This is a genomic window from Pseudomonas sp. T8 (genome assembly GCF_024610635.1).
In the GTDB taxonomy this organism is placed as follows: Bacteria; Pseudomonadota; Gammaproteobacteria; order Pseudomonadales; family Pseudomonadaceae; genus Aquipseudomonas; species Aquipseudomonas chlororaphis_I.
The window spans coordinates 3,017,375-3,039,350 of the sequence record NZ_CP102374.1 but is presented as its reverse complement, the minus strand read 5'-3'; the positions used below and the strand labels follow the sequence as shown (position 1 = coordinate 3,039,350).

The 21,976-nt window shown below is 64.6% G+C and carries 21 protein-coding genes; 9 read left to right on the top strand and 12 right to left on the bottom strand.

Annotated features, from left to right (window positions below):
- Positions 1-31: 31 nt before the first annotated feature.
- Positions 32-1,276 (top strand): EAL domain-containing protein, encoded by a 1,245-nt coding sequence (locus NRG23_RS13645; protein ID WP_257374783.1) that lies wholly within the window; start codon positions 32-34, stop codon positions 1,274-1,276.
- An 8-nt stretch (positions 1,277-1,284) separates the two neighbouring features.
- On the opposite strand, the gene NRG23_RS13640 is transcribed toward NRG23_RS13645, so the two are convergent.
- On the bottom strand, positions 1,285-1,947 hold the full coding sequence (locus NRG23_RS13640) for a response regulator transcription factor (protein ID WP_038630679.1): 663 nt from the start codon (positions 1,945-1,947) through the stop codon (positions 1,285-1,287).
- 104 nt (positions 1,948-2,051) lie between these two features.
- Between NRG23_RS13640 and NRG23_RS13635 the strand changes: the two genes are divergently transcribed.
- Positions 2,052-2,234 (top strand): hypothetical protein, encoded by a 183-nt coding sequence (locus NRG23_RS13635; RefSeq protein WP_257374781.1) that lies wholly within the window; start codon positions 2,052-2,054, stop codon positions 2,232-2,234.
- 189 nt (positions 2,235-2,423) lie between these two features.
- The gene (locus NRG23_RS13630) at positions 2,424-2,708 is read left to right on the top strand and encodes a DUF3509 domain-containing protein (protein WP_016702741.1); all 285 of its coding nucleotides are present in this window, start codon (positions 2,424-2,426) and stop codon (positions 2,706-2,708) included.
- Between the two features lie 167 nt (positions 2,709-2,875).
- Here the strand turns inward: NRG23_RS13630 and NRG23_RS13625 are convergent, their stop codons facing one another.
- Together NRG23_RS13625 and NRG23_RS13620 are read right to left on the bottom strand one after the other, a co-directional pair.
- Positions 2,876-3,718: a TIGR02285 family protein gene (locus tag NRG23_RS13625; protein WP_009047153.1), complete on the bottom strand. Its 843-nt coding sequence runs from the start codon at positions 3,716-3,718 to the stop codon at positions 2,876-2,878.
- Positions 3,719-3,824: 106 nt separating this feature from the next.
- The gene (locus NRG23_RS13620) at positions 3,825-5,024 is read right to left on the bottom strand and encodes a CaiB/BaiF CoA-transferase family protein (RefSeq protein ID WP_009047154.1); all 1,200 of its coding nucleotides are present in this window, start codon (positions 5,022-5,024) and stop codon (positions 3,825-3,827) included.
- A 149-nt stretch (positions 5,025-5,173) separates the two neighbouring features.
- Between NRG23_RS13620 and NRG23_RS13615 the strand changes: the two genes are divergently transcribed.
- The 3 genes from NRG23_RS13615 to NRG23_RS13605 all read left to right on the top strand — a co-directional run bounded on the left by NRG23_RS13615 (position 5,174) and on the right by NRG23_RS13605 (position 8,879).
- Positions 5,174-5,713 carry a YaeQ family protein gene (locus NRG23_RS13615; RefSeq protein ID WP_007923023.1) on the top strand — a complete coding sequence of 180 codons (540 nt, stop codon included), beginning with the start codon at positions 5,174-5,176 and terminating at the stop codon, positions 5,711-5,713.
- 63 nt (positions 5,714-5,776) lie between these two features.
- Positions 5,777-7,486 carry a single-stranded-DNA-specific exonuclease RecJ gene (gene recJ / locus NRG23_RS13610; protein WP_257374777.1) on the top strand — a complete coding sequence of 570 codons (1,710 nt, stop codon included), beginning with the start codon at positions 5,777-5,779 and terminating at the stop codon, positions 7,484-7,486.
- A gap of 286 nt (positions 7,487-7,772) precedes the next feature.
- The gene (locus tag NRG23_RS13605) at positions 7,773-8,879 is read left to right on the top strand and encodes an NADH:flavin oxidoreductase/NADH oxidase (protein ID WP_257374774.1); all 1,107 of its coding nucleotides are present in this window, start codon (positions 7,773-7,775) and stop codon (positions 8,877-8,879) included.
- Positions 8,880-9,092: 213 nt separating this feature from the next.
- Here NRG23_RS13605 and NRG23_RS13600 read toward each other — a convergent pair whose 3' ends face one another.
- Positions 9,093-10,712, bottom strand: coding sequence for a glucan biosynthesis protein D (locus tag NRG23_RS13600; protein ID WP_257374772.1), 1,620 nt, complete (start codon positions 10,710-10,712; stop codon positions 9,093-9,095).
- A 191-nt stretch (positions 10,713-10,903) separates the two neighbouring features.
- On the opposite strand from NRG23_RS13600, the gene NRG23_RS13595 reads away from it, so the two are divergent.
- Complete coding sequence (locus tag NRG23_RS13595) at positions 10,904-11,437, top strand: GNAT family N-acetyltransferase (protein ID WP_257374770.1); 534 nt, start codon at positions 10,904-10,906, stop codon at positions 11,435-11,437.
- A gap of 58 nt (positions 11,438-11,495) precedes the next feature.
- Here NRG23_RS13595 and NRG23_RS13590 read toward each other — a convergent pair whose 3' ends face one another.
- Complete coding sequence (locus tag NRG23_RS13590; RefSeq protein WP_016702746.1) at positions 11,496-11,807, bottom strand: hypothetical protein; 312 nt, start codon at positions 11,805-11,807, stop codon at positions 11,496-11,498.
- Between the two features lie 166 nt (positions 11,808-11,973).
- On the opposite strand from NRG23_RS13590, the gene NRG23_RS13585 reads away from it, so the two are divergent.
- Entirely contained in the window at positions 11,974-12,402 is a 429-nt protein-coding gene (locus NRG23_RS13585; RefSeq protein WP_257374767.1) for a hypothetical protein, read from the top strand.
- A gap of 115 nt (positions 12,403-12,517) precedes the next feature.
- Here the strand turns inward: NRG23_RS13585 and NRG23_RS13580 are convergent, their stop codons facing one another.
- The 7 genes from NRG23_RS13580 to NRG23_RS13550 all read right to left on the bottom strand — a co-directional run bounded on the left by NRG23_RS13580 (position 12,518) and on the right by NRG23_RS13550 (position 20,857).
- Positions 12,518-13,942 (bottom strand): gamma-aminobutyraldehyde dehydrogenase, encoded by a 1,425-nt coding sequence (locus NRG23_RS13580; protein WP_009047161.1) that lies wholly within the window; start codon positions 13,940-13,942, stop codon positions 12,518-12,520.
- A 160-nt stretch (positions 13,943-14,102) separates the two neighbouring features.
- Entirely contained in the window at positions 14,103-14,930 is an 828-nt protein-coding gene (locus NRG23_RS13575; protein ID WP_124354626.1) for an ABC transporter permease, read from the bottom strand.
- Positions 14,920-15,867: an ABC transporter permease gene (locus tag NRG23_RS13570; protein WP_009047163.1), complete on the bottom strand. Its 948-nt coding sequence runs from the start codon at positions 15,865-15,867 to the stop codon at positions 14,920-14,922. The genes NRG23_RS13575 and NRG23_RS13570 overlap by 11 nt, the downstream gene beginning before the upstream one ends.
- Before the next feature lies 1 nt (position 15,868).
- Entirely contained in the window at positions 15,869-16,906 is a 1,038-nt protein-coding gene (locus NRG23_RS13565; RefSeq protein WP_009047164.1) for an ABC transporter ATP-binding protein, read from the bottom strand.
- Positions 16,907-17,108: 202 nt separating this feature from the next.
- The gene (gene ydcS / locus NRG23_RS13560; protein ID WP_124314761.1) at positions 17,109-18,260 is read right to left on the bottom strand and encodes a putative ABC transporter substrate-binding protein YdcS; all 1,152 of its coding nucleotides are present in this window, start codon (positions 18,258-18,260) and stop codon (positions 17,109-17,111) included.
- Positions 18,261-18,347: 87 nt separating this feature from the next.
- Complete coding sequence (locus NRG23_RS13555; RefSeq protein ID WP_028681738.1) at positions 18,348-19,838, bottom strand: gamma-aminobutyraldehyde dehydrogenase; 1,491 nt, start codon at positions 19,836-19,838, stop codon at positions 18,348-18,350.
- Positions 19,839-19,942: 104 nt separating this feature from the next.
- Positions 19,943-20,857, bottom strand: a complete 915-nt coding sequence (locus NRG23_RS13550) for a LysR family transcriptional regulator (RefSeq protein ID WP_257374764.1) — start codon at positions 20,855-20,857, stop codon at positions 19,943-19,945.
- Between the two features lie 190 nt (positions 20,858-21,047).
- Between NRG23_RS13550 and NRG23_RS13545 the strand changes: the two genes are divergently transcribed.
- The gene (locus tag NRG23_RS13545) at positions 21,048-21,773 is read left to right on the top strand and encodes a tellurite resistance TerB family protein (RefSeq protein ID WP_257374762.1); all 726 of its coding nucleotides are present in this window, start codon (positions 21,048-21,050) and stop codon (positions 21,771-21,773) included.
- Positions 21,774-21,976: the final 203 nt, after the last annotated feature.

Sequence of the window (21,976 nt, the reverse complement as noted above, 5' to 3'; positions counted from 1 at the left end):
TCGCCGCTCTCGCCGTATCGGAGGTCGTTGCATGCACTCGTTGAAAGTGCTCGTTCTTGAAGACAATTCGTTCCAGTTGATGGCCCTGCACCAGATGCTCAACGCCAACGGCGTGTTCAACGTGTTGAACGCCGAAAGCGTTGCCGCCGCCCGGCAATCCCTGGACAGCAAGGGGCCGGTGGACATCGCCATCTGCGATCTGTACCTGGAGCAGGCCGACGGCCTGGAGCTGATTCGTTACCTGGCGGAGCAACAGCGGGCGAAGGCGCTGATCATTCTCAGCGACGCGCAAGCGGATGTCCGCGAAGGCGCCGCGGCCATGGCCCGGCAGCAGGGCCTGAATGTGCTGGGCTGCCTGCCCAAGCCGGCTTCGGTGACCCTGGTCAATGAACTGCTGAGCCTGTACCAGCAATGTTTCGAGCCGGGCCCGCAAGCCTTGTCGCTGGCCCAGGTGCGCGAAACCCTGGGGCTGGATGTATTCCAGCCTGAAGTGCCGACTGCCGAGGAAGGGCAGGCGGCGGTACTGCGCCATGGGGTCGCGCACTTTCAGCCGGTGGTCAGCCAGGACGGCGAGGTCCAGGGCGTCGAGGCGCTGGCCCGCTGGCAGCATCCGGAGCATGGCCTGATGCTGCCCGCCGAGTTCCTCCCGGTGATCGAGTTCGCCGGGCTGGAAGAAGCCTTCACCTGGCTCATGCTGGAGCAGGCCATGCAGCTGTCGGCCGGGGTGCGCCTGGTCATGGGCCGTTCGCTGGCGATCTCGGTGAACATCCCGGTGGGCATGCTGGAACTGCCGAACTTCGCGCGCCAGCTGGAAGCCCTGCTGCGCCGTTTTGAAGTACCGGCACGCCTGCTGACCCTGGAAATCGTCGAGACCACCGAGCTGCAAACCGACACCGCCCATGTCGAGGCCCTGCTGCGCCTGCGCATGATCGGTTGCAAGCTGTCGATTGGCGACTTCGGCACCGGTGGCACCAGCCTGCAGCGCCTGCTGGAGTTGCCGTTCACCGAGCTGAAGATCCCGCCGGCCTTTGTCTGTGGGCTGGCGGCCGATGAGCGCAAGTCGGCGGTGGTGGCCGGCGCCATGAGCATGGCCCGGCGCATGTCGCTGGGGTTGGTGCTGGCCGGTATCGAGAGCGCCGCCGACTACCAGGCGGCCAAACGGCTGGGGCAGGCGCGCCTGCAAGGCTGCTTCATCGCCGAACCCATGAGCGCGGTCGCCGTGCGCCAGTGGATCGCCCGGCGCTTGCGTGACGACCTCGACGAACTGGCTGGCTGAGCCCGTACTCAGGCAAGCCCGTGTTCCTGCACATAGATGTACAGCGCCGCGGCGCTGGACAGGCCGAGCTTGCGCATGGCGCTGACCTTCTGGGTGCTGACGGTCTTTTTGCTGCGGCTGAGCTTGGCGGCGATTTCCCCGACCGTCAGCCCGGCCGCCAGCAGGCGGATCACTTCGAGTTCGCGGGGCGACAGCTGTTCCCCGGACAGCAGGCGATCCGGCCCGACCTCGCCCGCCAGGCTGAGGAGTTGCTGGATGGCCTGGGCGACGAACACCTTGTTGCGACGCACATGGCTGATCGCCGCCGGCAGCTCATCGGCCAGGCTGGCCTTGCTCAGCAGGCCCATGACGCCCAGGTCGAGAATCGAGCGGAACAGCCCGGCGTTGTTGAGCATGGTCACCACCACGATCGGCAGCTCGGGGTGATGCCGGCGCAGTTGCTCGATCAGGCGCAGGCCATCGTTCTGCTGCTCTCCCGGCATCATGAAGTCGGTGACCAGGACTTCGCAGGGACAGCTTTGCAGCAGTTCGCCGAGGGCGGTCGGGGAGCTGGCTTCGCCGACGATCTCCAGGTTGTCGTCGCGCTCCAGCACGGCCCGCAGGCCGATGAGGAAAATCGGGTGATCGTCGGCCAGGACGATCCGCAGTTTTTTATTGAGTGTTTGATTCAAGACTCGCTCCGGTGAGAAGGCAGCATTTTGGCCAGGCCCAGCAGCCGGGCAACCGTCATCGCTGCGCCGCCGGGCTTTGCCAACCGCTTGAGGAGAGGGCCCCCATGGCCACAACCCCACCTGCCAGAAAGACCTGCGCAAGGCCTGAAAATCCGCCCCGGGAGCAGGTTGCGATGCCGGTCCGGATCGACCCTCGGCGCTACTCCTGCCAACAGGCGGTATCGCGCTACAAGAAGATCGAGGCGCTGATCGATCAGCCGGCACCGTCGCGTTCGTTTCTGGTTTGAAGTGCCGATTCTAGTCTGATACGGGCTGTTTTTTATCTGTCATGTTTTGCGGGCATGCTGGATCAACTCAGGTCGGCAACCGCCAGCGGTTGCGAACTTTCTTCTCTGGGCGGTGGTCACTTGAATGCCAGAAAGCTACCGGCATTGGTGTATTCGAGCCTTAATTCCAGCTATTGAGTGGTGATCGAGATGGAAAGTATCAGCCTATTGTTGGGTGAAGCTTTGAGCCCGTATCAGGTAACTCTGACCCCGCGCGCGCAAGGGGAATGCCTGGTGACCCTGAAGAATGCCTTGGGGGCCATCGTGGTCGAGCGTGAGTTCAACCAGGTCCAGTTGACCGACAAGCGCCAGTTGACCGATGTCGTCGACGGCCTGCACCGCGACGTATTGATCGCCGAAGGTCGCCTGGAACCCTGTGTCATCGCGGCCTTGCGCAATGTGGCCCAGGAGAAGGCGTTCGACAGCGCACGCTGATTGGAAATTTTCGGGAACCTTCGCTTCAGCCCATCAGTCAGACCCTTGGCAACAGGATCAAGCATTGTGCTCCGGTGCTTGTCGCTTGTTGCACGGGTCTGCTTGCAGACCACGTTTAACCCCGAGTCGTCTCCCCACTGCTCGGGGTTTCTTTTTGCCCGGATTTTTTAGCGCTGCGGCGCGTCGTGGAAAAACGCCAGGGCATCGCTGCGGTATTGCTCGCGCAGCGACGGTTCCAGCCACTGGGCATAAAGCTCCAGCAAGGTGTCCGGGCGCAGTTCGAGCAGCGCCCGGTTGATGCGCTCCACCGCCTGGCGGCCCTGCGCTGTGTTCGAACAGCCGACGTTCACCGATTGATACTTGGGCATGCCCTGGATCGGGTAGAACTCCAGCTCGTTCGGATCGATCCCTTGCTGTTGCGCCTGGAAACGAATCTCCGGCTGGTAGCCGATCAGGGCTTTGAGGCGTCCGTGCCTTTGCATCTGCAGCAGGTTGCCGATGGCGCTGTTGCCGTAGTGGGCCATCAGGGCTCCGGGCGGCGCCTGTGCGAGCAGGCTGTCGATCTGCTCGCCATAACTGCGCTCGGCCACCACGCCAACGTTGTGCGGGGCGCTGGCCAGGAGCGCACGCAAGTCGATCTGGCCGTCGTGGATAAACGGCTGCACGCCATCACGGTCTTTGCGACGCACCGCCAGGCCGTTGCTGAACACGCGAAAACTGGTGATGGAAAACGCGATCCACTGTGCCCGCTGCAGGTTGAACATCAGCGCCGGATCGCAGACGAAGGGTTGCTCCCGGAGCATCTGCATGCCCCGGGCGCGGTTGACGTGCACGATCTGGTGGTCGTACTCCGGCAGGCTGGCCATCAGCACAGGCAAGGCCTGGTCGATCACCCCGCGGCCTTTTTGCGGGCCTTCGAAAATCGTCGTTGGCGGCAGGTCGCGCAGGACCCAGATCAAGGTGTTCCTGGCCTGGCTGACCTGGGGCCAGGTGCCGAGTGCCAGCAACATACAAAACACACCTATCCCGCGAATCATTCGCCCGCCACTGCATGGGTTCATCAGGCTGCTGATCCTTGTCGGTAAAACTCTCATTGTCGCGAAATCGTGTTCAACGCTAGATCGCGCCGCTGTCACGCAGGCTTTTGATCTGCTGCTCGTCGTAACCCAGGGCGCCCAGTACCTGGGCATTGTGTTCGCCGAGCGCGGGGCCGACCCATTCGGACGAGCCTGGGGTGTCCGAGAGTTTCGGCACGATGCCGGGCATCTTGAATGCCTTGCCGTCCGGCAGCTTGGCCTGGAGGAACATTTCCCGGGCGAGAAACTGCGGATCGCTGAACATGTCCTCGGCACTGAAGATGCGGCTGGCGGGGACTTCCGCTTGATTCAGCAACTCGAGCACGCGCTCCAGCGGCAGCGAGTTGACCCAGCGATCGATGACCCCATACAGCTCGTCGCGCCGGCTATCGCGGCCGTCATTGCTGGCCAGGGCCGGGTCGTTGGCCAGGTCTTCGCGGCCGATCACCTGCATGAAGCGCTTGAAGATCGCATCGCCGTTGGCGCCGATCTGCACGTGCTTGCCATCGGCGCTGGTGTGGATGGAGGAGGGCGTGATGCCGGGCATGATGTTGCCGGTGCGTTCGCGGATGAAACCGAAGACGTCGAACTCCGGGACCATGCTTTCCATCATGGCGAAGATCGCTTCGTACAACGCCACGTCCACCACCTGGCCCTGGCCGCCGTTGACCTCGCGGTGCCGCAGGGCCATCAGCGCGCCGATCACGCCCCACAGGGCGGCAATCGAGTCGCCGATGGAAATGCCGGTGCGCACCGGCGGGCGGTCCTCGAAACCGGTGATGTAGCGCAGCCCGCCCATGGACTCGCCGACCGCGCCGAAGCCGGGCTGGTCCTTCATCGGCCCGGTCTGGCCGAAGCCGGACAGGCGCACCATCACCAGCTTGGGGTTGAGCGCGTGCAGGGTGTCCCAGCCCAGGCCGAGTTTTTCCAGGACCCCGGGGCGGAAGTTCTCGATCAGGATGTCGGCCTCCGCCAACAGCTTCTTCAGCACCTCCAGGCCGTCCGGGTGCTTGAGGTTCAGGGTCAGGGACTGTTTGTTGCGCGCCTGGACGAACCACCACAGCGACGTGCCTTCATACAGCTTGCGCCACTTGCGCAGCGGGTCGCCGCCATCGGGCGATTCGACCTTGACCACCTCGGCGCCGAATTCGGCGCAGATACGCGAGGCGAACGGGCCGGCGATCAGGGTGCCGAGTTCGACGACTTTCAGGCCGGCAAGGGGTTTGGCGGTAAGCGGCATGGAAGATCCTTGTAGGACAAAGATTGGACGGTAGAGCGTTTTAACATAGCCCGGCGCTCCCTCGCCAAAGGATGATGGTGCGCGATTCGTGGATTGGCCCGTGCATCGGTTAGACTTGCCGCCTTTCCTCGTATCAAGAAGCCCCGTCCATGGCCCAGCCGTCTACCACCTACAAGTTTGAATTGAACCTGACTGACCTCGATCGCGGGGTGTACGAAAGCGTCAAGCAAACCATCGCCCGCCATCCGTCGGAAACCGAAGAGCGCATGACCGTGCGCCTGCTGGCCTACGCCCTTTGGTACAACGAACACCTGTCGTTCGGTCGTGGCCTGTCGGAAGTGGATGAGCCGGCCCTGTGGGAAAAAAGCCTGGACGACCGTGTGTTGCACTGGATCGAAGTCGGCCAGCCGGACGCCGAGCGCCTGACCTGGTGCTCGCGCCGTACCGAGCGCACCAGCCTGTTGGCCTACGGCAGCCTGCGCGTGTGGCAGACCCGGGTGGTGGACGCGGTGAAGAACCTGAAGAACCTCAATATCGCCGGCGTGCCCCAGGACGTCCTGGAAGTCCTGGCCAAGGACATGCCGCGCGTTATCAAGTGGGACGTGATGATCAGCGAAGGCACGATCTTCGTCACCGACGATCGTGGCCAGCACGAAGTCCAGCTGGAATGGCTGTTGGGCGAGCGCTGAGTTCGCCACGCCGCGCGCTGTTTCGCTGTATCCCCCGTATCGAAGAGAAGCTTCTGTCACCCCATGCGTATCGAACCTCGTGAGTTGCCCGCCACCCTGCCGTTTCTCGGTGATCTGCCGCCGTTGCTGACCCGCCTGTACGCCGCCCGTGGCGTGCAGTCCGAGGCTGAACTGGACAAGAGCCTGGCGCGGTTGATCCCGTTCCAGCAGCTCAAGGGCATCGAGGCCGCGGTGGACCTGCTGGTGACGGCGCTGGAGCAGCGCGAACGCATCCTGATCGTCGGCGACTTCGACGCCGACGGCGCCACCGCCAGTACCGTGGGCATGCTTGGCCTGCGCCTGCTGGGCGCGGCCCATGTCGATTACCTGGTGCCGAACCGTTTCGAATACGGCTACGGCCTGACCCCGGAAATCGTCGCGGTAGCCCTGGAGCGCCAGCCCCAGCTGCTGATCACCGTGGACAACGGCATCTCCAGTGTCGAGGGCGTGGCGGCAGCCAAGGCGGCCGGGCTGAAAGTGCTGGTCACCGACCACCACTTGCCGGGCCACGAGTTGCCGGCGGCCGATGCCATCGTCAACCCGAACCAGCCCGGCTGCGAGTTTCCGAGCAAGGCCCTGGCCGGGGTCGGGGTGATCTTTTATGTGCTGATGGCGCTGCGGGCCCGCCTGCGCAGCCTTGGCTGGTACGAAACCAAGCCGCAGCCGAACATCGGCGAACTGCTGGATCTGGTGGCGCTGGGCAGCGTCGCCGACGTGGTGCCGCTGGACGCGAACAACCGCATCCTGGTGCACCAGGGGCTGGAGCGGATTCGTGCCGGGCGCGCGCGGCCGGGGATCAAGGCGATCCTCGAAGTGGCCAAGCGCGAGGCGTCGCGCATCACCTCCACCGACCTGGGCTTCATCCTTGGCCCACGGCTGAATGCCGCCGGGCGCCTGGACGATATGAGCCTGGGCATCGAATGCCTGCTCAGCCATGACATGGCCCTGGCGCGGGAAATGGCCGGCCAGCTGGACGAGTTGAACCAGGATCGCAAATCCATCGAGCAGGGCATGCAGCGCGAAGCCCTGGCCCAGCTCAAGGACTTGCCGGTGGAGTCGATGCCATTCGGCCTGTGCCTGTTCGAGCCCGACTGGCACCAGGGGGTGATCGGGATTCTCGCTTCGCGGCTGAAAGAGCGTTACCACCGGCCGACCATCGCCTTTGCCGACGCCGGCGAAGGCATGCTCAAGGGCTCGGCGCGTTCGGTGCCGGGCTTTCATATCCGCGATGCCCTGGACGCGGTGGCGGCCAAGCATCCGGACCTGATCAGCAAGTTCGGCGGTCACGCCATGGCCGCCGGCCTGTCGCTGCCGGAGCAGAACTTCCCGGCCTTCGCCGAAGCCTTCGACACCGAGGTGCGCCGCCAGCTGCGCGAGGAAGACCTGACCGGACGCCTGCTGTCGGACGGCACCCTGGCGGTGGAAGAGTTCCACCTCGAACTGGCCCGCGCCCTGCGCCATGCCGGGCCCTGGGGCCAGCACTTTCCCGAGCCGCTGTTCCATGGCGTATTCCAATTGGTGGAACAGCGCGTGGTCGGCGAGCGTCACCTCAAGGTGGTACTGCGCAGTGAATGCGGCTCGGTGAAACTCGACGGCATCGCCTTCGGCATCGACCGCGATATCTGGCCGAACCCGACCATCCGCTGGGTGGAACTGGCCTACAAGCTGGACCTCAACGAGTTCCGCGGCCAGGAAACCGTGCAACTGATGATCGCCCATATCGAACCGCGTTAAGGCTGCTGACGCTATCGCGAGCAAGCTCGCTCCTACAGGGAGTGTGTTGCTTCTGTAGGAGCGAGCTTGCTCGCGAAAAAACGCCAGGCCACCGTTACCTTCCTCGGCAAAATGTCTCGGAACCCTGCTGGTCGCGCCGTTGTCGACTAGTCTCTAAACACTGCTTGATTGGCCTTGTGACGTCTTGTCCTTTTTCTCCCGCGGGGGCGGGCGCTGTTCCTTTCCAGTCACTCGTCGACTTTTCAAACAGAACCCTGGAGCCTGACCACTGATCGAGAGGTGCCCCATGAGTCTGCTGCTTGAACCCTATACCCTTCGTCAATTGACCTTACTCAACCGCATCGCGGTATCGCCCATGTGCCAGTACTCCAGCGTAGATGGACTGGCCAATGACTGGCACCTGGTGCACCTCGGCAGTCGTGCCGTGGGCGGCGCCGGACTGATTTTCACCGAGGCCACGGCGGTCACCGCCGACGGGCGCATCACCGCCCAGGACCTTGGCCTGTGGAACGATGAACAGATCGCACCCTTGCAACGCATCACCCGGTTCATCGCCGCCCAGGGCGCAGTCGCCGGCATCCAGCTGGCCCACGCCGGACGCAAGGCCAGCACCCATCGGCCGTGGCTGGGCAAGCATGGCAGCGTCAAGCCCGAGGAGGGCGGCTGGGTCCCGGTAGGCCCTTCGCCGATTGCCTTCGACCCGCAACATACACCGCCGACCCAACTTGACGAGGGGCAGATCGCCGCGATCGTCCAGGCCTTCGTCGACTCGGCCAAACGCGCCCTGGTCGCCGGCTTCAAGGTGGTCGAAGTGCATGCCGCCCACGGCTACCTGCTGCATCAATTCCTCTCGCCCCTGAGCAATCAGCGCCGTGACCAGTACGGTGGCTCCTTCGATAACCGCATTCGCCTGGTCCTGCAGGTGTGTGAGGCGGTGCGGGCGGTCTGGCCGCAAGAGTTGCCGCTGTTCGTCCGGGTGTCGGCGACCGACTGGGTGGAGGACGGCTGGAACCCGGACGAAACCGTCGAGCTGGCCTGCCGCCTGAAGGCCCTGGGTGTGGACCTGATCGATGTTTCCTCGGGCGGCACCGCGGTCAATGCCGAGATCCCCACCGGCCCGGGCTACCAGACCCGCTTCGCCGAACGGGTGCGCAAGGAGTCGGGGATCGCCACCGGCACCGTGGGCATGATCACCGAGCCGGTCCAGGCCGAGCACATTTTGCGTACCTGTCAGGCCGACATCATCTTCCTTGCCCGCGAGTTGCTGCGCGACCCGTACTGGCCGCTGCATGCCGACGACGACCTGAGCGGGCACAAGGCGATCTGGCCGGCGCAGTACCAGCGCGCGACCCATCGCGACCAGCCGATTCACGAGTCGGACCTGCGTGAGTGAGCTGAGCGGGGCATAAAAAAACCGGCCTGTGAGGGCCGGTTTTTTATGCCGTGTCATACACCGCGACCTGTAGCCGCTGCCGCAGGCTGCGATGGGCCGCGTAGCGGACCGCCTCTGGACACAACGGTCGATCGCTCCATCCGCGGCGCCCGTTGACGACCGGTTCCCGGTCGATCGCAGCCTTCGGCAGCGGCTACAGGCGATAGTGCTTCCTCAGCTGTACTTGCGCTTGTCCGGTGCCGGCGGGAAGTACTGGTACAGCCAGGTCTCGCTCAGGGTGCGATCGTTGGTGCGGATGAACAGCCGCAGCTCCACCGGATCGACGCTGTCGTTGGTCGGGTACCAGTCGAAGAGCACGCGATACCCCTGGATCTCGTCCAGCTTCAGCACATGGAAATCCTTGACCTGACCGTTCGACGCGGTGACCACCGGTTCGATGCCGGTGCCCTCCGGCAGTCGCTCCAGGCCGCCGCCATTGAAGTCCACGGCGAAGCGCCGGGCCCAGACCGGCGGGTAATGCTCGCCCGGGGCCCAGCCTTCGACGAAGCCGCCCATGCCCGAACGGGTGGCGTTGACCCGCGCCAGCGGCGTGCCCACCGGTGGCAGGGCGCTCCAGTACAACTTGTAGCCGTAGTTCAGCGAGTCCCCGGCGGCCAGCGGTTTTTTCGGGGTCCAGAAGGCCACGATGTTGTCCAGGGTCTCGCCGGTGGTGGGGATCTCCAGCAGGTCGATCGAGCCTTCGCCCCAGGCGGTGGTCGGCTCGACCCACAGGCTCGGGCGCCGGCTGTACCAGTCCACGGTGTCCTGGTAGTTGGCGAACTCGTGGTCGGTCTGCACCAGGCCGAAGCCCTTCGGGTCCTTGTCGGCGAAGGCGTTGAACTGCAGGGTCGCCGGGTTGTTCAGCGGGCGGCAGATCCACTCGCCGTTGCCGCGCCACATGGCCAGGCGGTCCGAGTCGTGGATCTGCGGATGGATGGTGTCGCACATGCGCCGTTCATGGGTGCCGCAGCTGAACATGCTGGTCATCGGCGCGATGCCCAGCTGTTCGATGGCGGTGCGGGCGTTGACGTGCGCGTCGACGTCCATCACCACGCGCTCGGCCTGGCAGTCGATGTCGAAGCGGTAGGCGCCGGTGGCGCTGGGCGAGTCGAGCAGGGCATAGACCACGAAACGGGTGCTGTCCTTGTCCGGGGTCTCGAACCAGAACTTGGTGAAGTCGGGAAACTCTTCACGTTTCTTGGCGTAGGTGTCGATCGCCAGGCCGCGGGCCGACAGGCCGTACTGGCCGGTCTTGTCCACCGCGCGGAAATAGCTGGCGCCGAGGAAGGACACCACGTCGTGCCTGTCCAGTTCCGGGGCCTTGAACAGCTTGAAGCCGGCAAAGCCCAGGTCGCCCTTGAGCTGCGCGGTGTCGACGCTGGTGTTCTGGTAGTTGAACAGCGACGGGCGGAAATGCACTTCCCGCGCCTGACGGCTCTTGGCGTCGACGCTGTACATGCGCACCGGCTGCTTGAAGCCCATGCCGACATGGAAGAACTGCACGTCCAGCTGGCCGTTCAGCTCCTTCCACAGCGAGTGGTTGCCGTCGTACTGGATCGCGTTGAAGTTCTGCGGGGTCATGGTCGCCAGGGTCGGCGGCAGCACTTGCTTGGTATCCACGTAGGGCTTGCCGGCCAATTGCTTGGCCTGGGCCTTGAGAATCTCGAAATCGAAGGCCTGCGCTTCGCCGTCGGCGGCGCCCGCCCAGGCCCGGGTGGCCAACAGACCCGTGGCCGACAGGCCGGTGTAGGCTGCCAGCGCCATGGATGCTTTCAGAAGATGCCTGCGATGCATAAGTGAACCTTGTCAGGAGATCCCGAGCCCTTCCTGGCTGCGCTGGATCGGAAATGGAGGTTCGGTCATGCCTTCGGCCAAACACAACGGACTTTTAACAGCTGGCGGATAGAATAATCGGTTCGCCCGGGGCAAAAAATGCCCCGCGTGTATCGATACGTAAAACCACGGACGGCTTCAGGAAACCCAAGATGCTCAATGAACGCCCTTTGACCCCGCAAGACATCCCGCTGTTCAAACTGATTGACCGCGCGGAACTGATCGAAGCGTTCTACCGCCTGCAGGACGGGCAACTGCTGTGTTATCCCCAGCGCGAAGTGGTGACCGGCTGGCCGCCTGGCGAAGCCGAGCATGACGCGCAGGTCTTGCAGGCGTGTGGACAGCGCGGCGGCTGGCTGTACGGGGTGTTCGACGAGCAGCGGCTGGTGGCCGCGGCGGTGGTCGATTGCCTGGTTATCCACAGCGCCGGCTTGCAACTGCGGCAACTGAAGTTCCTGCATGTCAGCCAGGCTTATCGCGGGCGCGGCCTGGGCCAGCGGCTGTTCGGCCTGGCCGCCGAGCAGGCACGGCGCATGGGCGGCGAGGGGCTCTATGTCTCGGCCACGCCATCGCGCAACACCGTGGATTTCTACTGCCGCCTGGGCTGCGAGCTGTTGTCGGCCCCCGATCCAGAGCTGCATCGCCTGGAGCCCGAGGACATCCATCTTTACCTCAGGCTGGCCTGATCTTCAGCGGGTTTTGCACCAGGTGAAGATCACCAACAGGCTGAACAGCCTCTGTGATTCATGGGCTGCTACTGATCAACGGCATGAGCCTCGGCACGGCATACAGCACCAGTACGCAACCCAGCCACAGGCCCAGCCAGCGATAGTGGGCCGGCATGCCGCAGGCGTGCCAGCCTTTGGCGGCGGCATACACCAGGGTGATCTGGATCAGCACCAGGGACAGGACCCCGGTGGGAGCCGCCACCGCCGAGACAAAGGGCGCGGCGACGGCGTGGGTCAGTACCAGGCCCAGTTGCAGGGCGGCGAACGGCAGCACCAGCCAGACGGCCACTTGCAGCATCAGGCTGACGATTCGGGAATGACGAGGCATGGGCGCATCCTTGCTGCCGGAGAAGTTTCCGCGCCGCGGGCGGGGAAACCAGGCGTTTTGTGGCGGCGGATGGTGCCGCAACTTGATCGGCTTGGCCAGGCCTCGTTCAATAGCCGCCTTTCAAGGAGATCGGGCAAATGAATTGCGGTTTTTCGGCGTGCGCGCGATGAAGTACAAGAAGACCCTGGCGGTCGTGGGGGGCCTGCTGGGAGCCTGTGTACTGGTGTTCGCCAGCGCGCTCTACACAGTGCTCGAACGCGAGCCCTATTCGGCGACCAGCCCCTCCGGTCGTTACCTGTTGCAGCATGCCTCGGCCGGCGGGCTGCTGGTGCCTTTCGGCGGCAAGGGCTATCTGCAGGTCATCGACCTTGAGGACCCGGATCGGGTCTACCGCACGCCCTTGATCCGGGACTGGTCGCTGGACCTGCGGATGTACGAGGACGACAACAGCATCAGCATCTTTGGCCTGGAGTTCATCAAGGCCACCAAGACCTACATCATTCAGTGGCCGGATTGGCAGCATCACTGGCTCGATTGGTTCATCAGCAACACGCCCTATGAGTTCTGCGCTGAAACCGACGGTAATTGCTATTAGCAGGGCAGGCGGCCTTGCCACATCGTTCTCTGATTCGTGTCGCGACCATCGCGGGCAAGCCTCGCTCCTACGGATTTATACAGTCCGTAGGAGCGAGGCTTGCCCGCGATGCGGGTCAGTGCTTGAACATCACATGGCGCACGACGGTGTAGTCCTCCAGGCCGTACATGGACATGTCCTTGCCGTAGCCGGAGAGTTTCTGCCCGCCGTGGGGCATTTCGCTGACCAGCATGAAGTGGGTGTTGACCCAGGTGCAGCCATATTGCAGGCGCGCCGAGAGGCGGTGGGCGCGGCCGACATCGGCGGTCCACACCGAGGACGCCAGGCCGTAGTCCGAGTCGTTGGCCCAGCCCAGGACCTGGGCTTCGTCGGCGAAACGGGTGACCGAGACCACCGGCCCGAACACTTCGCGGCGGACGATTTCGTCGTCCTGCTGGGCGTCGGCCAGCACCGTCGGTTCGAAGAAGAAACCGTCGCCGTCCACCGTCTTGCCGCCGGTGACCAGGCGGATATGTGGCTGGGCGATGGCGCGCTCGACGAAGCCGGCCACGCGGTCGCGGTGCTGGGCGCTGATCAGCGGGCCCAGCTCGGTGTCCGGGTCGCCCTGCAGGCCGTACTTGATGCTGGCGACCGCTGCGCCGAGCTTCTCGACGAAGCGTTCGTAGATGCCCTCCTGCGCATAGATGCGGCAGGCGGCGGTACAGTCCTGGCCGGCGTTGTAGAAGCCGAAGGTGCGGATGCCGTCCACGGCGGCGTCGATGTCGGCATCGTCGAAGATGATCACCGGCGCCTTGCCGCCCAGTTCCATGTGCATGCGTTTGACGCTGTCGGCGGTGCTGGAAATGATGTTCGAGCCGGTGGCGATGGAGCCAGTGAGCGATACCATGCGCACCTTCGGATGGGTCACCAGCGGCTGGCCCACCGTGGCGCCGCGGCCGAAGACCAGGTTGAGCACGCCGGCGGGAAAGATCCCGGCTGCCAGTTCGGCCAGGCGCAGGGCGGTCAGCGGGGTCTGCTCCGAGGGCTTGAGCACCACGGTGTTGCCGGCGGCCAGGGCCGGGGCGATTTTCCAGGCGACCATCATCAGCGGGTAGTTCCACGGCGCGATGGAGGCGATTACCCCCACCGGGTCGCGACGGATCATCGACGTGTGGCCCGGCAGGTATTCGCCGCCGGCCGAACTGCTGAGGCAACGGCTGGCGCCGGCGAAGAAGCGGAACACGTCGGCAATCGCCGGGATCTCGTCGTTCAAGGCCGCGCTCAGCGGCTTGCCGCAGTTGTCCGACTCCAGCCGGGCCAGCTCTTCACCGTGGGCTTCGATGCTGTCGGCCAGCTTGAGCAACAGCAGCGAGCGTTCTTTCGGCACGGTTTGCGACCAGCTCTGGAACGCCGCGTCGGCGGCGCGCACCGCGGCATCGACCTGGGCTTCGCTGGCCTCGTTGATGTCCACCAGCACCTTGCCCAGTGCCGGGTTGAATACCGGCTGGGCAGGGCCTTCACCAGTGACCAGTTGGCCGTTGATCAAGAGTTTGGTTTGCATGTTCGTGTCCTCTTCGAAGCTATTGTTTTTCTATGGAAACGAGCCTCTGTAGGAGCGAGGCTTGCCCGCGAAAACGCGTTAGCAGTCAACATCGATGTTGAATGTGCAGGCCTCTTCGCGGGCAAGCCTCGCTCCTACAGGCCCGGGTTCCAAGCCGGTTTTATTTGCCGCCGCTGCCCGCGACGCTCTCGCCGCCGCGGGTCAGGTAATAGGCGCCGAGGATCGGCAGCATGGTCACCAGCATCACCAGCATGGCGACGACGTTGGTCACCGGTACGTCCCGCGGTCGGCTGAGCTGGTTGAGCAGCCACAGCGGCAGGGTGCGTTCATGGCCGGCGGTGAAGGTGGTGACGATGATTTCGTCGAACGACAGGGCGAACGCCAGCATGCCGCCGGCCAGCAACGCCGAGCCGAGGTTCGGCAGGATGATGTAGCGGAAGGTCTGCCAGCCGTCGGCGCCCAGGTCCATCGAGGCTTCGATCAGGCTGTGGGAGGTGCGGCGCAAACGGGCGATCACGTTGTTGTAGACAATCACCACGCAGAAGGTCGCGTGGCCAACGATGATGGTGAACATCCCCGGCTCGATCCCCAAGGTCTTGAAGGTCGCCAGCAGGGCGATGCCGGTGATGATCCCCGGCAGGGCGATGGGCAGGATCAGCATCAGCGAAATGCCCTGCTTGCCGAAGAAGTCCCGCCGGTACAGCGCCGCCGAGGCCAGGGTGCCGAGGATCAGGGCGATCAGGGTGGCGATGGCGGCGATCTGCAGCGACAGCTTGATGGCCTCGAGCACGTCGGGGCGGGCGAAGGCCACGCTGAACCACTTCAGGGTGAAGCCCCGGGGCGGAAAGCTGAAGGCCGCGTCTTCGGTGTTGAAGGCGTAGAGGAAGATGATCAGGATCGGGAAGTGCAGGAACAGCAACCCACCCCACGCGGCAAGGCGCAGGCCCGTTGAGGCTTTTTCCCCGTGCGTGGCTGAATCAGAGCGCATCGAAGGCCCCCAGGCGTTTGACGATGGACAGGTAAATGGCGATCAGCACGATCGGCACCAGGGTGAAGGCGGCGGCCATCGGCATGTTGCCGATCGCCCCTTGCTGGGCGTAGACCATGCTGCCGACGAAGTAGCCGGGCGGGCCCACCAGCTGCGGCACGATGAAGTCGCCCAGGGTCAGGGAGAAGGTGAAGATCGAGCCGGCGGCGATACCCGGCACCGACAGCGGCAGGATCACCTGCATGAAGGTCTGGCTTGGCCTGGCGCCGAGGTCGGCGGAGGCTTGCAGCAAGGACGGCGGCAAGCGCTCCAGGGACGCCTGGATCGGCAGGATCATGAACGGCAGCCAGATATAGACGAACACCATGAAGCGTCCCAGGTGCGAGGTCGACAGGGTGCTGCCGCCGACCCCGGGAATCCCCAGGATGAACTGCAACAGCGGCTCCAGCCCCAGGTGCTGGACGAACCACTGGGCCACGCCGCCCTTGGCCAGCAGCAGGGTCCAGGCGTAGGCCTTGACGATATAGCTGGCCCACATCGGCAGCATCACCGCGATATAGAAGAACGCCTTGGTCTTGCCGCTGGTGTAGCGCGCCATGTAGTAGGCGATGGGGAAGGCGACCACGGCGCTGGCAAGCGAGACGGCGATGGCCATGCTCAGGGTGCGCAGGATGATGTCGAAGTTCGACGGCTGGAACAGCGCGGCGAAGTTGGCCAGGGTCAGGTCCGGGGTGACCGCCATGGTGAAGTCGTCGAAGGTGTAGAAGCCTTGCCAGAGCAGGACCAGCAAGGAGCCCAGGTAGATCGCGCCGAACCAGAGCAGCGGTGGTACCAGCAGCAGCGCCAGGTACAGGTTCGGCCGTCGGTACAGCAGGTTGGAAAAGCGCCGCAGCGGCGAGCCGCCGGCGCTTTGGGGAGTGATTGCCAGGGTGTTCATGTCACACCCCGCTCGCCAGGGTATCGGCCAGCGGGATCATCGCCTCGCGGGCCCAACGCGCGCTGATGCGTTGCCCGGTCTGGTGCTGGGCGCTGCTGTCCAGCCATTGGTCGTTGGCCTGGCTGATGCTGAGGGTCTGGCCGTTGTCCAGCTGCAGCTCGTAGCGGGTGGCGCTGCCCTGGTACTGGATATCGTGCAGCAGGCCGCTGACTTCGATCTCGTGGCTGGACAGCGGGCCTTCGGCGAAGCGCACGTGTTCCGGGCGGATCGAAAAGGGCCGCTGGCTGCCGCTCAGGCGCTCGGCCAGCTCGCCGCGAATCACGTTGGAGGTACCGACGAACTCGGCGACGAAGGTGGTGGCCGGTTTCATGTACAGGTTGCGCGGGCTGTCGACCTGCTCGATGCGGCCCTTGTTGAACACCGCCACGCGGTCGGACATCGACAGGGCTTCGGTCTGGTCGTGGGTGACGAAGATGAAGGTGATGCCGAGCTGGCGCTGCAGCTTCTTCAGTTCGCCCTGCATCTGTTCGCGCAGCTTCAGGTCCAGCGCTCCCAGGGGTTCGTCCAGCAACAGGACCCGCGGCCGATTGACCAGCGCCCGGGCCAGGGCCACGCGCTGGCGCTGGCCGCCGGACAGCTGCACCGGCTTGCGCTCGCCGTAGCCTTCCAGGGCGACCATGGCCAGGGCTTCCTCGGCGCGTTTGAGGCGCTCGGCCTTGGCGACGCCTTTGACTTTCAGGCCGTAGGCCACGTTGTCGCGCACGTTCATATGGGGGAACAGCGCGTAATCCTGGAACACCGTATTGACGTCGCGCTGGTAGGGCGGCAGCCCAGTGGCTTCGGCCCCGTGGATGTGGATCGAGCCGGCGCTCGGCTGTTCGAAACCGGCGATCAGGCGCAGGCAGGTGGTCTTGCCCGAACCGGAAGGGCCGAGCATGGAAAAGAACTCGCCGTCCTGGATATCGATGGAAACCCGGTCAACGGCCTTCACCTCGCCGAACTGCCGGGAAACGTTGGTGAACTGGACTGCAAGCGTCATGGTGCGGTGCTCCGGAAAAGCGCGCTGTCGAAATAAGCGGGATCAGGTCTGGCGGCGAAGGCCGCTCCTGCCGGAGCGAACCTGGCGCAGGAACCTGTAGCCGCTGCCGCAGGCTGCGATCGCCCCGCAGGGGCGCGGCGATCCTCAGGGCGCAGAAGGTCCAGCGGACCTGGCGCAGCCTGCGGCAGCGGCTACAGGGGGCTCACCTGCCGCCCATGATCGCGATGTAATCCTGGGTCCAGCGGCTGTACGGCACGAACTTGCCGCCCTCGGCCTGCGGGGTTTTCCAGAAGGCGATCTTGTCGAACTGGTCGAAGCCGTTGGTCTTGCAGCCCTCGGCGCCCAGCAGTTCGCTTTCCTTGCAGGCCGCCGGCACGGCCGGCAGCGAACCGAACCAGGCGGCGACGTCACCCTGGACCTTCGGCGTGAGCGACCAGTCCATCCACTTGTAGGCACAGTTGGGGTGCTTGGCCTCGCTGTGCAGCATGGTGGTGTCGGCCCAGCCGGTGGCCCCTTCCTTGGGAATGGTCGAGGCGATCGGCTGTTTCTCGTTGATCAGGCCGTTGACCTGATATGGCCAGGAGCTGGCGGCGACCACGCCTTCGTTCTTGAAGTCGCTCATCTGCACCGTGGTGTCGTGCCAGTAGCGGTGGATCAGCGGCTGCTGGGCGCGCAGCAGGTCGAGCACCGCCTTGTACTGGGCCTCGGTCAGTTCGTAAGGGTTCTGGATCCCCAGTTCCGGTTTCGCGCTCTTGAGGTACAGCGCGGCGTCGGCGATGTAGATCGGCCCGTCATAGGCTTGCACGCGGCCCTTGTTGGGCTTGCCGTCCGGCAGGTTCTGCGCATCGAACAGTACGCTCCAACTGGTCGGCGCCTGCTTGAAGACGGTGGTGTTGTACATCAGCACGTTCGGGCCCCACTGGTAGGGCGTGCCGTAGGTCTGCTTGTCGACCACGTACCAGGGCGCGTCCTTGAGGCGTGGATCGAGGTTTTTCCAGTTGGGAATCAGCGCGGTGTTGATCGGCTGCACGCGCTTGCCGACGATCAGCCGCAGGGAGGCGTCGCCGGATGCGGTGACCAGGTCGTAGCCGCCCTTGGCCATCAGGCTGACCATCTCGTCGGAGGTGCCCGCGGTCTTGACGTTGACCTTGCAACCAGTCTCTTTCTCGAAGCCGGTGACCCAGTCGTAGTTCTTGTCGCTTTCGCCACGTTCGATGTAGCCGGGCCAGGCCACGATATCCAGCTGACCTTCGCCGGCGCCGACGGCCTTGAGCGGTTCGGCGGCCTGGAGGCTGGCGCTGGCCAGCAGGGCGGTGGTGATTGCACTGAGCAGTGCGGTCTTGTGCACGAACATGGGGAAACCCTCTTCTTCAAATTATGGTCGGGGCAGTTGTGAACGTGGTGGAGCGCGCCCTAAGGGCTTGTTATTAGCTTAGTGCCGTTATTCCAGGTCATTGCCGTGGCGGGCCATGATGTGCCGCACCACGCTGTAGTCCTGCAGCGAATCGCTGGACAGGTCCTTGCCGTAGCCGGAGCGTTTCAAGCCGCCGTGGGGCATTTCGCTGGCCAGCATGAAATGGCTGTTGATCCAGGTGCAGCCGTATTGCAGGCGGGCCGCCACCTGCATGGCCTTGTCCAGGTTCTGGGTCCAGACCGACGAGGCCAGGCCGTATTCCGAGTCGTTGGCCCACTCCACCGCCTGCGCCAGCTCGTCGAAACGGGTGACGGTGACCACCGGGCCAAACACTTCGCGCTGGACGATTTCATCCTGCTGCCGGCAGCCGGCCAGCAGGGTCGGCTGGTAATAGAAGCCGGCGCCCGAATGCACCGCGGCGCCGGTCACCCGCTCGATATGCGGTTGGCCCAGGGCGCGTTCGACGAAGCTGGCCACGCGATCGCGCTGGCGGGTACTGATCAGCGGGCCGATCTCGTTGTCGGCATCGCGCTTGCCGGCGAACCGCAGGCTACTCACGGCGGCGCCCAGCTCGGCCACCAGGCGGTCATGGATTCCGCCCTGGGCGTAGATCCGGCAGGCCGCGGTGCAGTCCTGGCCGGCGTTGTAGTAGCCGTAGTTGCGCACGCCTTCGACCACGGCCTGCAGGTCGGCATCGTTGCAGACGATCACCGGGGCCTTGCCGCCCAGCTCCAGGTGCGTGCGTTTCAGGGTTTTCGAGGCGGCCTGGAGGATCTTCTGCCCGGTGACGATATCGCCGGTCAGCGACACCATGCGCACCTTGGGATGGCTGACCAGGTGGCTGCCGACGCCTTCGCCACCGCCGCAGACAATGTTCAGCACGCCGCGCGGCAGCAGTTCGGCCAGGGTCGGCGCCAGGGCCAGGATCGACAGCGGGGTGTGCTCCGACGGCTTGAACACCAGGGTGTTGCCGGCGGCCAGGGCCGGGGCGATCTTCCAGGCGGCCATCATGATCGGGTAGTTCCACGGTGCGATGGACGCCACCACGCCGATGGGGTCGCGCCGCACCATGCTGGTGTAGCCCGGCAGGTACTCGCCGGCCAGCTGGCCGGTCTGGCAGCGCACCGCGCCGGCAAAAAAACGGAACACGTCGACGGTGGCGCCCAGATCATCCTGGCGCGCCAGGTGCAGCGGTTTGCCGCAATTCAGCGATTCCAGGCGGGCCAGGTGGTCGGCCTGCTTTTCCACGGCATCGGCAATCGCCAGGAGGATGTTCGAGCGTTGCTGGGGCGTGGTGCGCGACCAGTCGGTAAAGGCGCGGTGGGCGGCGAGGATCGCGCCTTCCACCTGTTCGCTGCTGGCCTCGGCGATCTGGGTCAGCACTTCGCCGGTGGCCGGGTTGAGGATCGGCTCGACAAGCCCCTGGCCGGCGACCAATTCGCCATCGATCAACAAAGCGGTGGACAACGGAGTCTGCGCGCCAGCCATTTTCCGGGTTCTCTTTTCTTGTATGGCCATGGTGCTCTCCAGTGACGGAGGCCCGGCCCTCTCTGGACGGATGATCAGAGACTAGTGGCGGGGCCGGTGCTCGACAAATACTAAATACTGAATGCAGCGTTCGATTAAATAGATGGCTTGCGCCCGCCGTGGGGCTGTTCGCGGGCCACGGTCAGGAACGGGTCCACCAGCGTCGGGCGCGCCGCGCCACGACGCCAGGCCAGGCCGACGTCGAGGGTCTGGCTGAGGTCGGCGATGGGCCGGGCTTCGATGATGTCGCCCTCCAGCGACCAGGGGCGATAGGTCATGTCCGGCTGGATCGACACCCCAAGCCCGGCCGCCACCAGGCTGCGCACCGCTTCGGTGGAGGCGGTGCGCAAGGTGATGCGCGGTTGCAGGCCGGCGCCGGACCACAGGCGCTGGGCGTTGCGGTCCATTTCATCGACGTTGAGCTGGATCAGCGGCTCGCGCGCGACATCCGCCAGGTTGATGCTGTCGTGTTCCAGCAACGGATGCTGGGCAGGCAGCCACAGGCGGTGAGGGGAGTGGGTCAGCACTTCGGTCTGCAGGGCGTGGCGGTCCTCTAGGTTGGAGAGGATCAACACCCCGACGTCGATTTCGCCGCTGACCAGCAAGTGCTCGATGTACGGGCGCTCATCCTCCATCACGCGGATTTCCACATTGGGGTAGGCGCGCTGGAAACGCGTGAGCAAATCCGCCAGGTAGTAACCGGCGACCAGGCTGGTCACGCCGACGATCAACTGGCCGGCCACCTGGTCGGTGCTCTGTTGCAGGCTGCGCTTGGCGTTGTCGACCGTGGCCAGGATCAGGTGCGCCTGGCGCAGGAACTGGTGGCCCTGGTGGGTCAGGGTCATGCCCTTGGCATGGCGGTTGAACAGGTTGACGCCGATTTCCTGTTCGAGCTGCTGGATCGCCAGGGTCAGGGTCGACTGGGAAATGAACACTGCCTGGGCGGCGGACGAGATCGATCCGGTCTCGGCCACGGCGATGAAGTGACGGATCTGGCGCAGGGTCATCATGGGCAATCACCGGTCAGGCGTTTTTATCGATTTTTTCGAGTGTATATCTTTTTAATCGAACGACTGCCCAGGCGCATGGCCGAGTCCGGCGAAGCAACATCTGGAAGCACACTCGAGCCCAAGCGCTGGGCACTTCGATCTAGGCTGGTGGCCTTATTGATTCGATCAACTCAAATTGCTGGAGGTTTGGATGAACACCCGTGGATTGCTCGATCAATTGCTCAAGTCCGGCCAGGAGCTGTTGCAGAACAAGGGCGGGGCCCAGCAGAACAAGGCATCCGCTGCCGACAAGGGCGCGCTGGGCGGGTTGCTCGGTGGCGGGGCCGGTGGGCTCGGCAGCCTGTTATCCGGTGCTGGTGGCGGGGCGTTGGCGGCCGGCGCCATGGGCTTGCTGCTGGGCAATAAAAAAGCCCGCAAGTTCGGGGGCAAGGCGTTGACCTACGGCGGCCTGGCGGCATTGGGCGTGATCGCCTACAAGGCCTACGGCAACTGGCAGGCGCAGCAGGCCGGTGCGCCGAAAAGCGAGCCGCAGACCCTCGACCGCCTGCCCGCGCAGCAGGTCGAGCAGCACAGCCAGGCGATTCTCAAGGCGCTGGTGGCCGCAGCCAAGGCCGATGGCCATATCGACGAGCGTGAGCGCGCCCTGATCGAAGGTGAGTTCACCAAGCTGGACAACGACCAGGAGCTGCAGCACTGGTTGCACGCCGAACTCAACAAACCCTTGGACCCGGCGGATGTCGCGCGGGCCGCCGGCACGCCGGAAATGGCCGCCGAAATGTACGTCGCCAGCGTGATGCTGGTGGACGAGGAAAACTTCATGGAGAAGGCCTACCTGGATGAGCTGTCGCGTCAGCTCAAGCTGGAGCCGGGGTTGAAGCTCGAACTGGAAAAACAGGTGCGCCAGGCCAGTCTTTGACGCCAATCGGGCGTGCGCTGGAGAAAGCTTCGCACGCCCTCTTTGATGGCTGAAATACCCTCTGCTTGTGCCGGATCATCACTGGCGGCGCTCGAGCCATCTGGCGGAAAGTAGCCCTCCAGAGCGGACCCTGCCTTTCGCTCTGAGTGAGACGTGGTGCGCAACACGCTGATAAATGATGGTACGCCCTCGGCTATACTCCC

Excerpts from the sequence above, each read along its gene's own strand:
- NRG23_RS13645 (WP_257374783.1), top strand. The coding sequence starts at position 32 with ATGCACTCGTTGAAAGTGCTCGTTCTTGAAGACAATTCGTTCCAGTTG.
- NRG23_RS13635 (WP_257374781.1), top strand. The coding sequence starts at position 2,052 with ATGGCCACAACCCCACCTGCCAGAAAGACCTGCGCAAGGCCTGAAAAT.
- NRG23_RS13630 (WP_016702741.1), top strand. The coding sequence starts at position 2,424 with ATGGAAAGTATCAGCCTATTGTTGGGTGAAGCTTTGAGCCCGTATCAG.
- NRG23_RS13625 (WP_009047153.1), bottom strand. The coding sequence starts at position 3,718 with ATGTTGCTGGCACTCGGCACCTGGCCCCAGGTCAGCCAGGCCAGGAAC.
- NRG23_RS13620 (WP_009047154.1), bottom strand. The coding sequence starts at position 5,024 with ATGCCGCTTACCGCCAAACCCCTTGCCGGCCTGAAAGTCGTCGAACTC.
- NRG23_RS13615 (WP_007923023.1), top strand. The coding sequence starts at position 5,174 with ATGGCCCAGCCGTCTACCACCTACAAGTTTGAATTGAACCTGACTGAC.
- recJ (WP_257374777.1), top strand. The coding sequence starts at position 5,777 with ATGCGTATCGAACCTCGTGAGTTGCCCGCCACCCTGCCGTTTCTCGGT.
- NRG23_RS13605 (WP_257374774.1), top strand. The coding sequence starts at position 7,773 with ATGAGTCTGCTGCTTGAACCCTATACCCTTCGTCAATTGACCTTACTC.
- NRG23_RS13600 (WP_257374772.1), bottom strand. The coding sequence starts at position 10,712 with ATGCATCGCAGGCATCTTCTGAAAGCATCCATGGCGCTGGCAGCCTAC.
- NRG23_RS13595 (WP_257374770.1), top strand. The coding sequence starts at position 10,904 with ATGCTCAATGAACGCCCTTTGACCCCGCAAGACATCCCGCTGTTCAAA.
- NRG23_RS13590 (WP_016702746.1), bottom strand. The coding sequence starts at position 11,807 with ATGCCTCGTCATTCCCGAATCGTCAGCCTGATGCTGCAAGTGGCCGTC.
- NRG23_RS13585 (WP_257374767.1), top strand. The coding sequence starts at position 11,974 with ATGAAGTACAAGAAGACCCTGGCGGTCGTGGGGGGCCTGCTGGGAGCC.
- NRG23_RS13580 (WP_009047161.1), bottom strand. The coding sequence starts at position 13,942 with ATGCAAACCAAACTCTTGATCAACGGCCAACTGGTCACTGGTGAAGGC.
- NRG23_RS13575 (WP_124354626.1), bottom strand. The coding sequence starts at position 14,930 with ATGCGCTCTGATTCAGCCACGCACGGGGAAAAAGCCTCAACGGGCCTG.
- NRG23_RS13570 (WP_009047163.1), bottom strand. The coding sequence starts at position 15,867 with ATGAACACCCTGGCAATCACTCCCCAAAGCGCCGGCGGCTCGCCGCTG.
- NRG23_RS13565 (WP_009047164.1), bottom strand. The coding sequence starts at position 16,906 with ATGACGCTTGCAGTCCAGTTCACCAACGTTTCCCGGCAGTTCGGCGAG.
- ydcS (WP_124314761.1), bottom strand. The coding sequence starts at position 18,260 with ATGTTCGTGCACAAGACCGCACTGCTCAGTGCAATCACCACCGCCCTG.
- NRG23_RS13555 (WP_028681738.1), bottom strand. The coding sequence starts at position 19,838 with ATGGCCATACAAGAAAAGAGAACCCGGAAAATGGCTGGCGCGCAGACT.
- NRG23_RS13550 (WP_257374764.1), bottom strand. The coding sequence starts at position 20,857 with ATGATGACCCTGCGCCAGATCCGTCACTTCATCGCCGTGGCCGAGACC.
- NRG23_RS13545 (WP_257374762.1), top strand. The coding sequence starts at position 21,048 with ATGAACACCCGTGGATTGCTCGATCAATTGCTCAAGTCCGGCCAGGAG.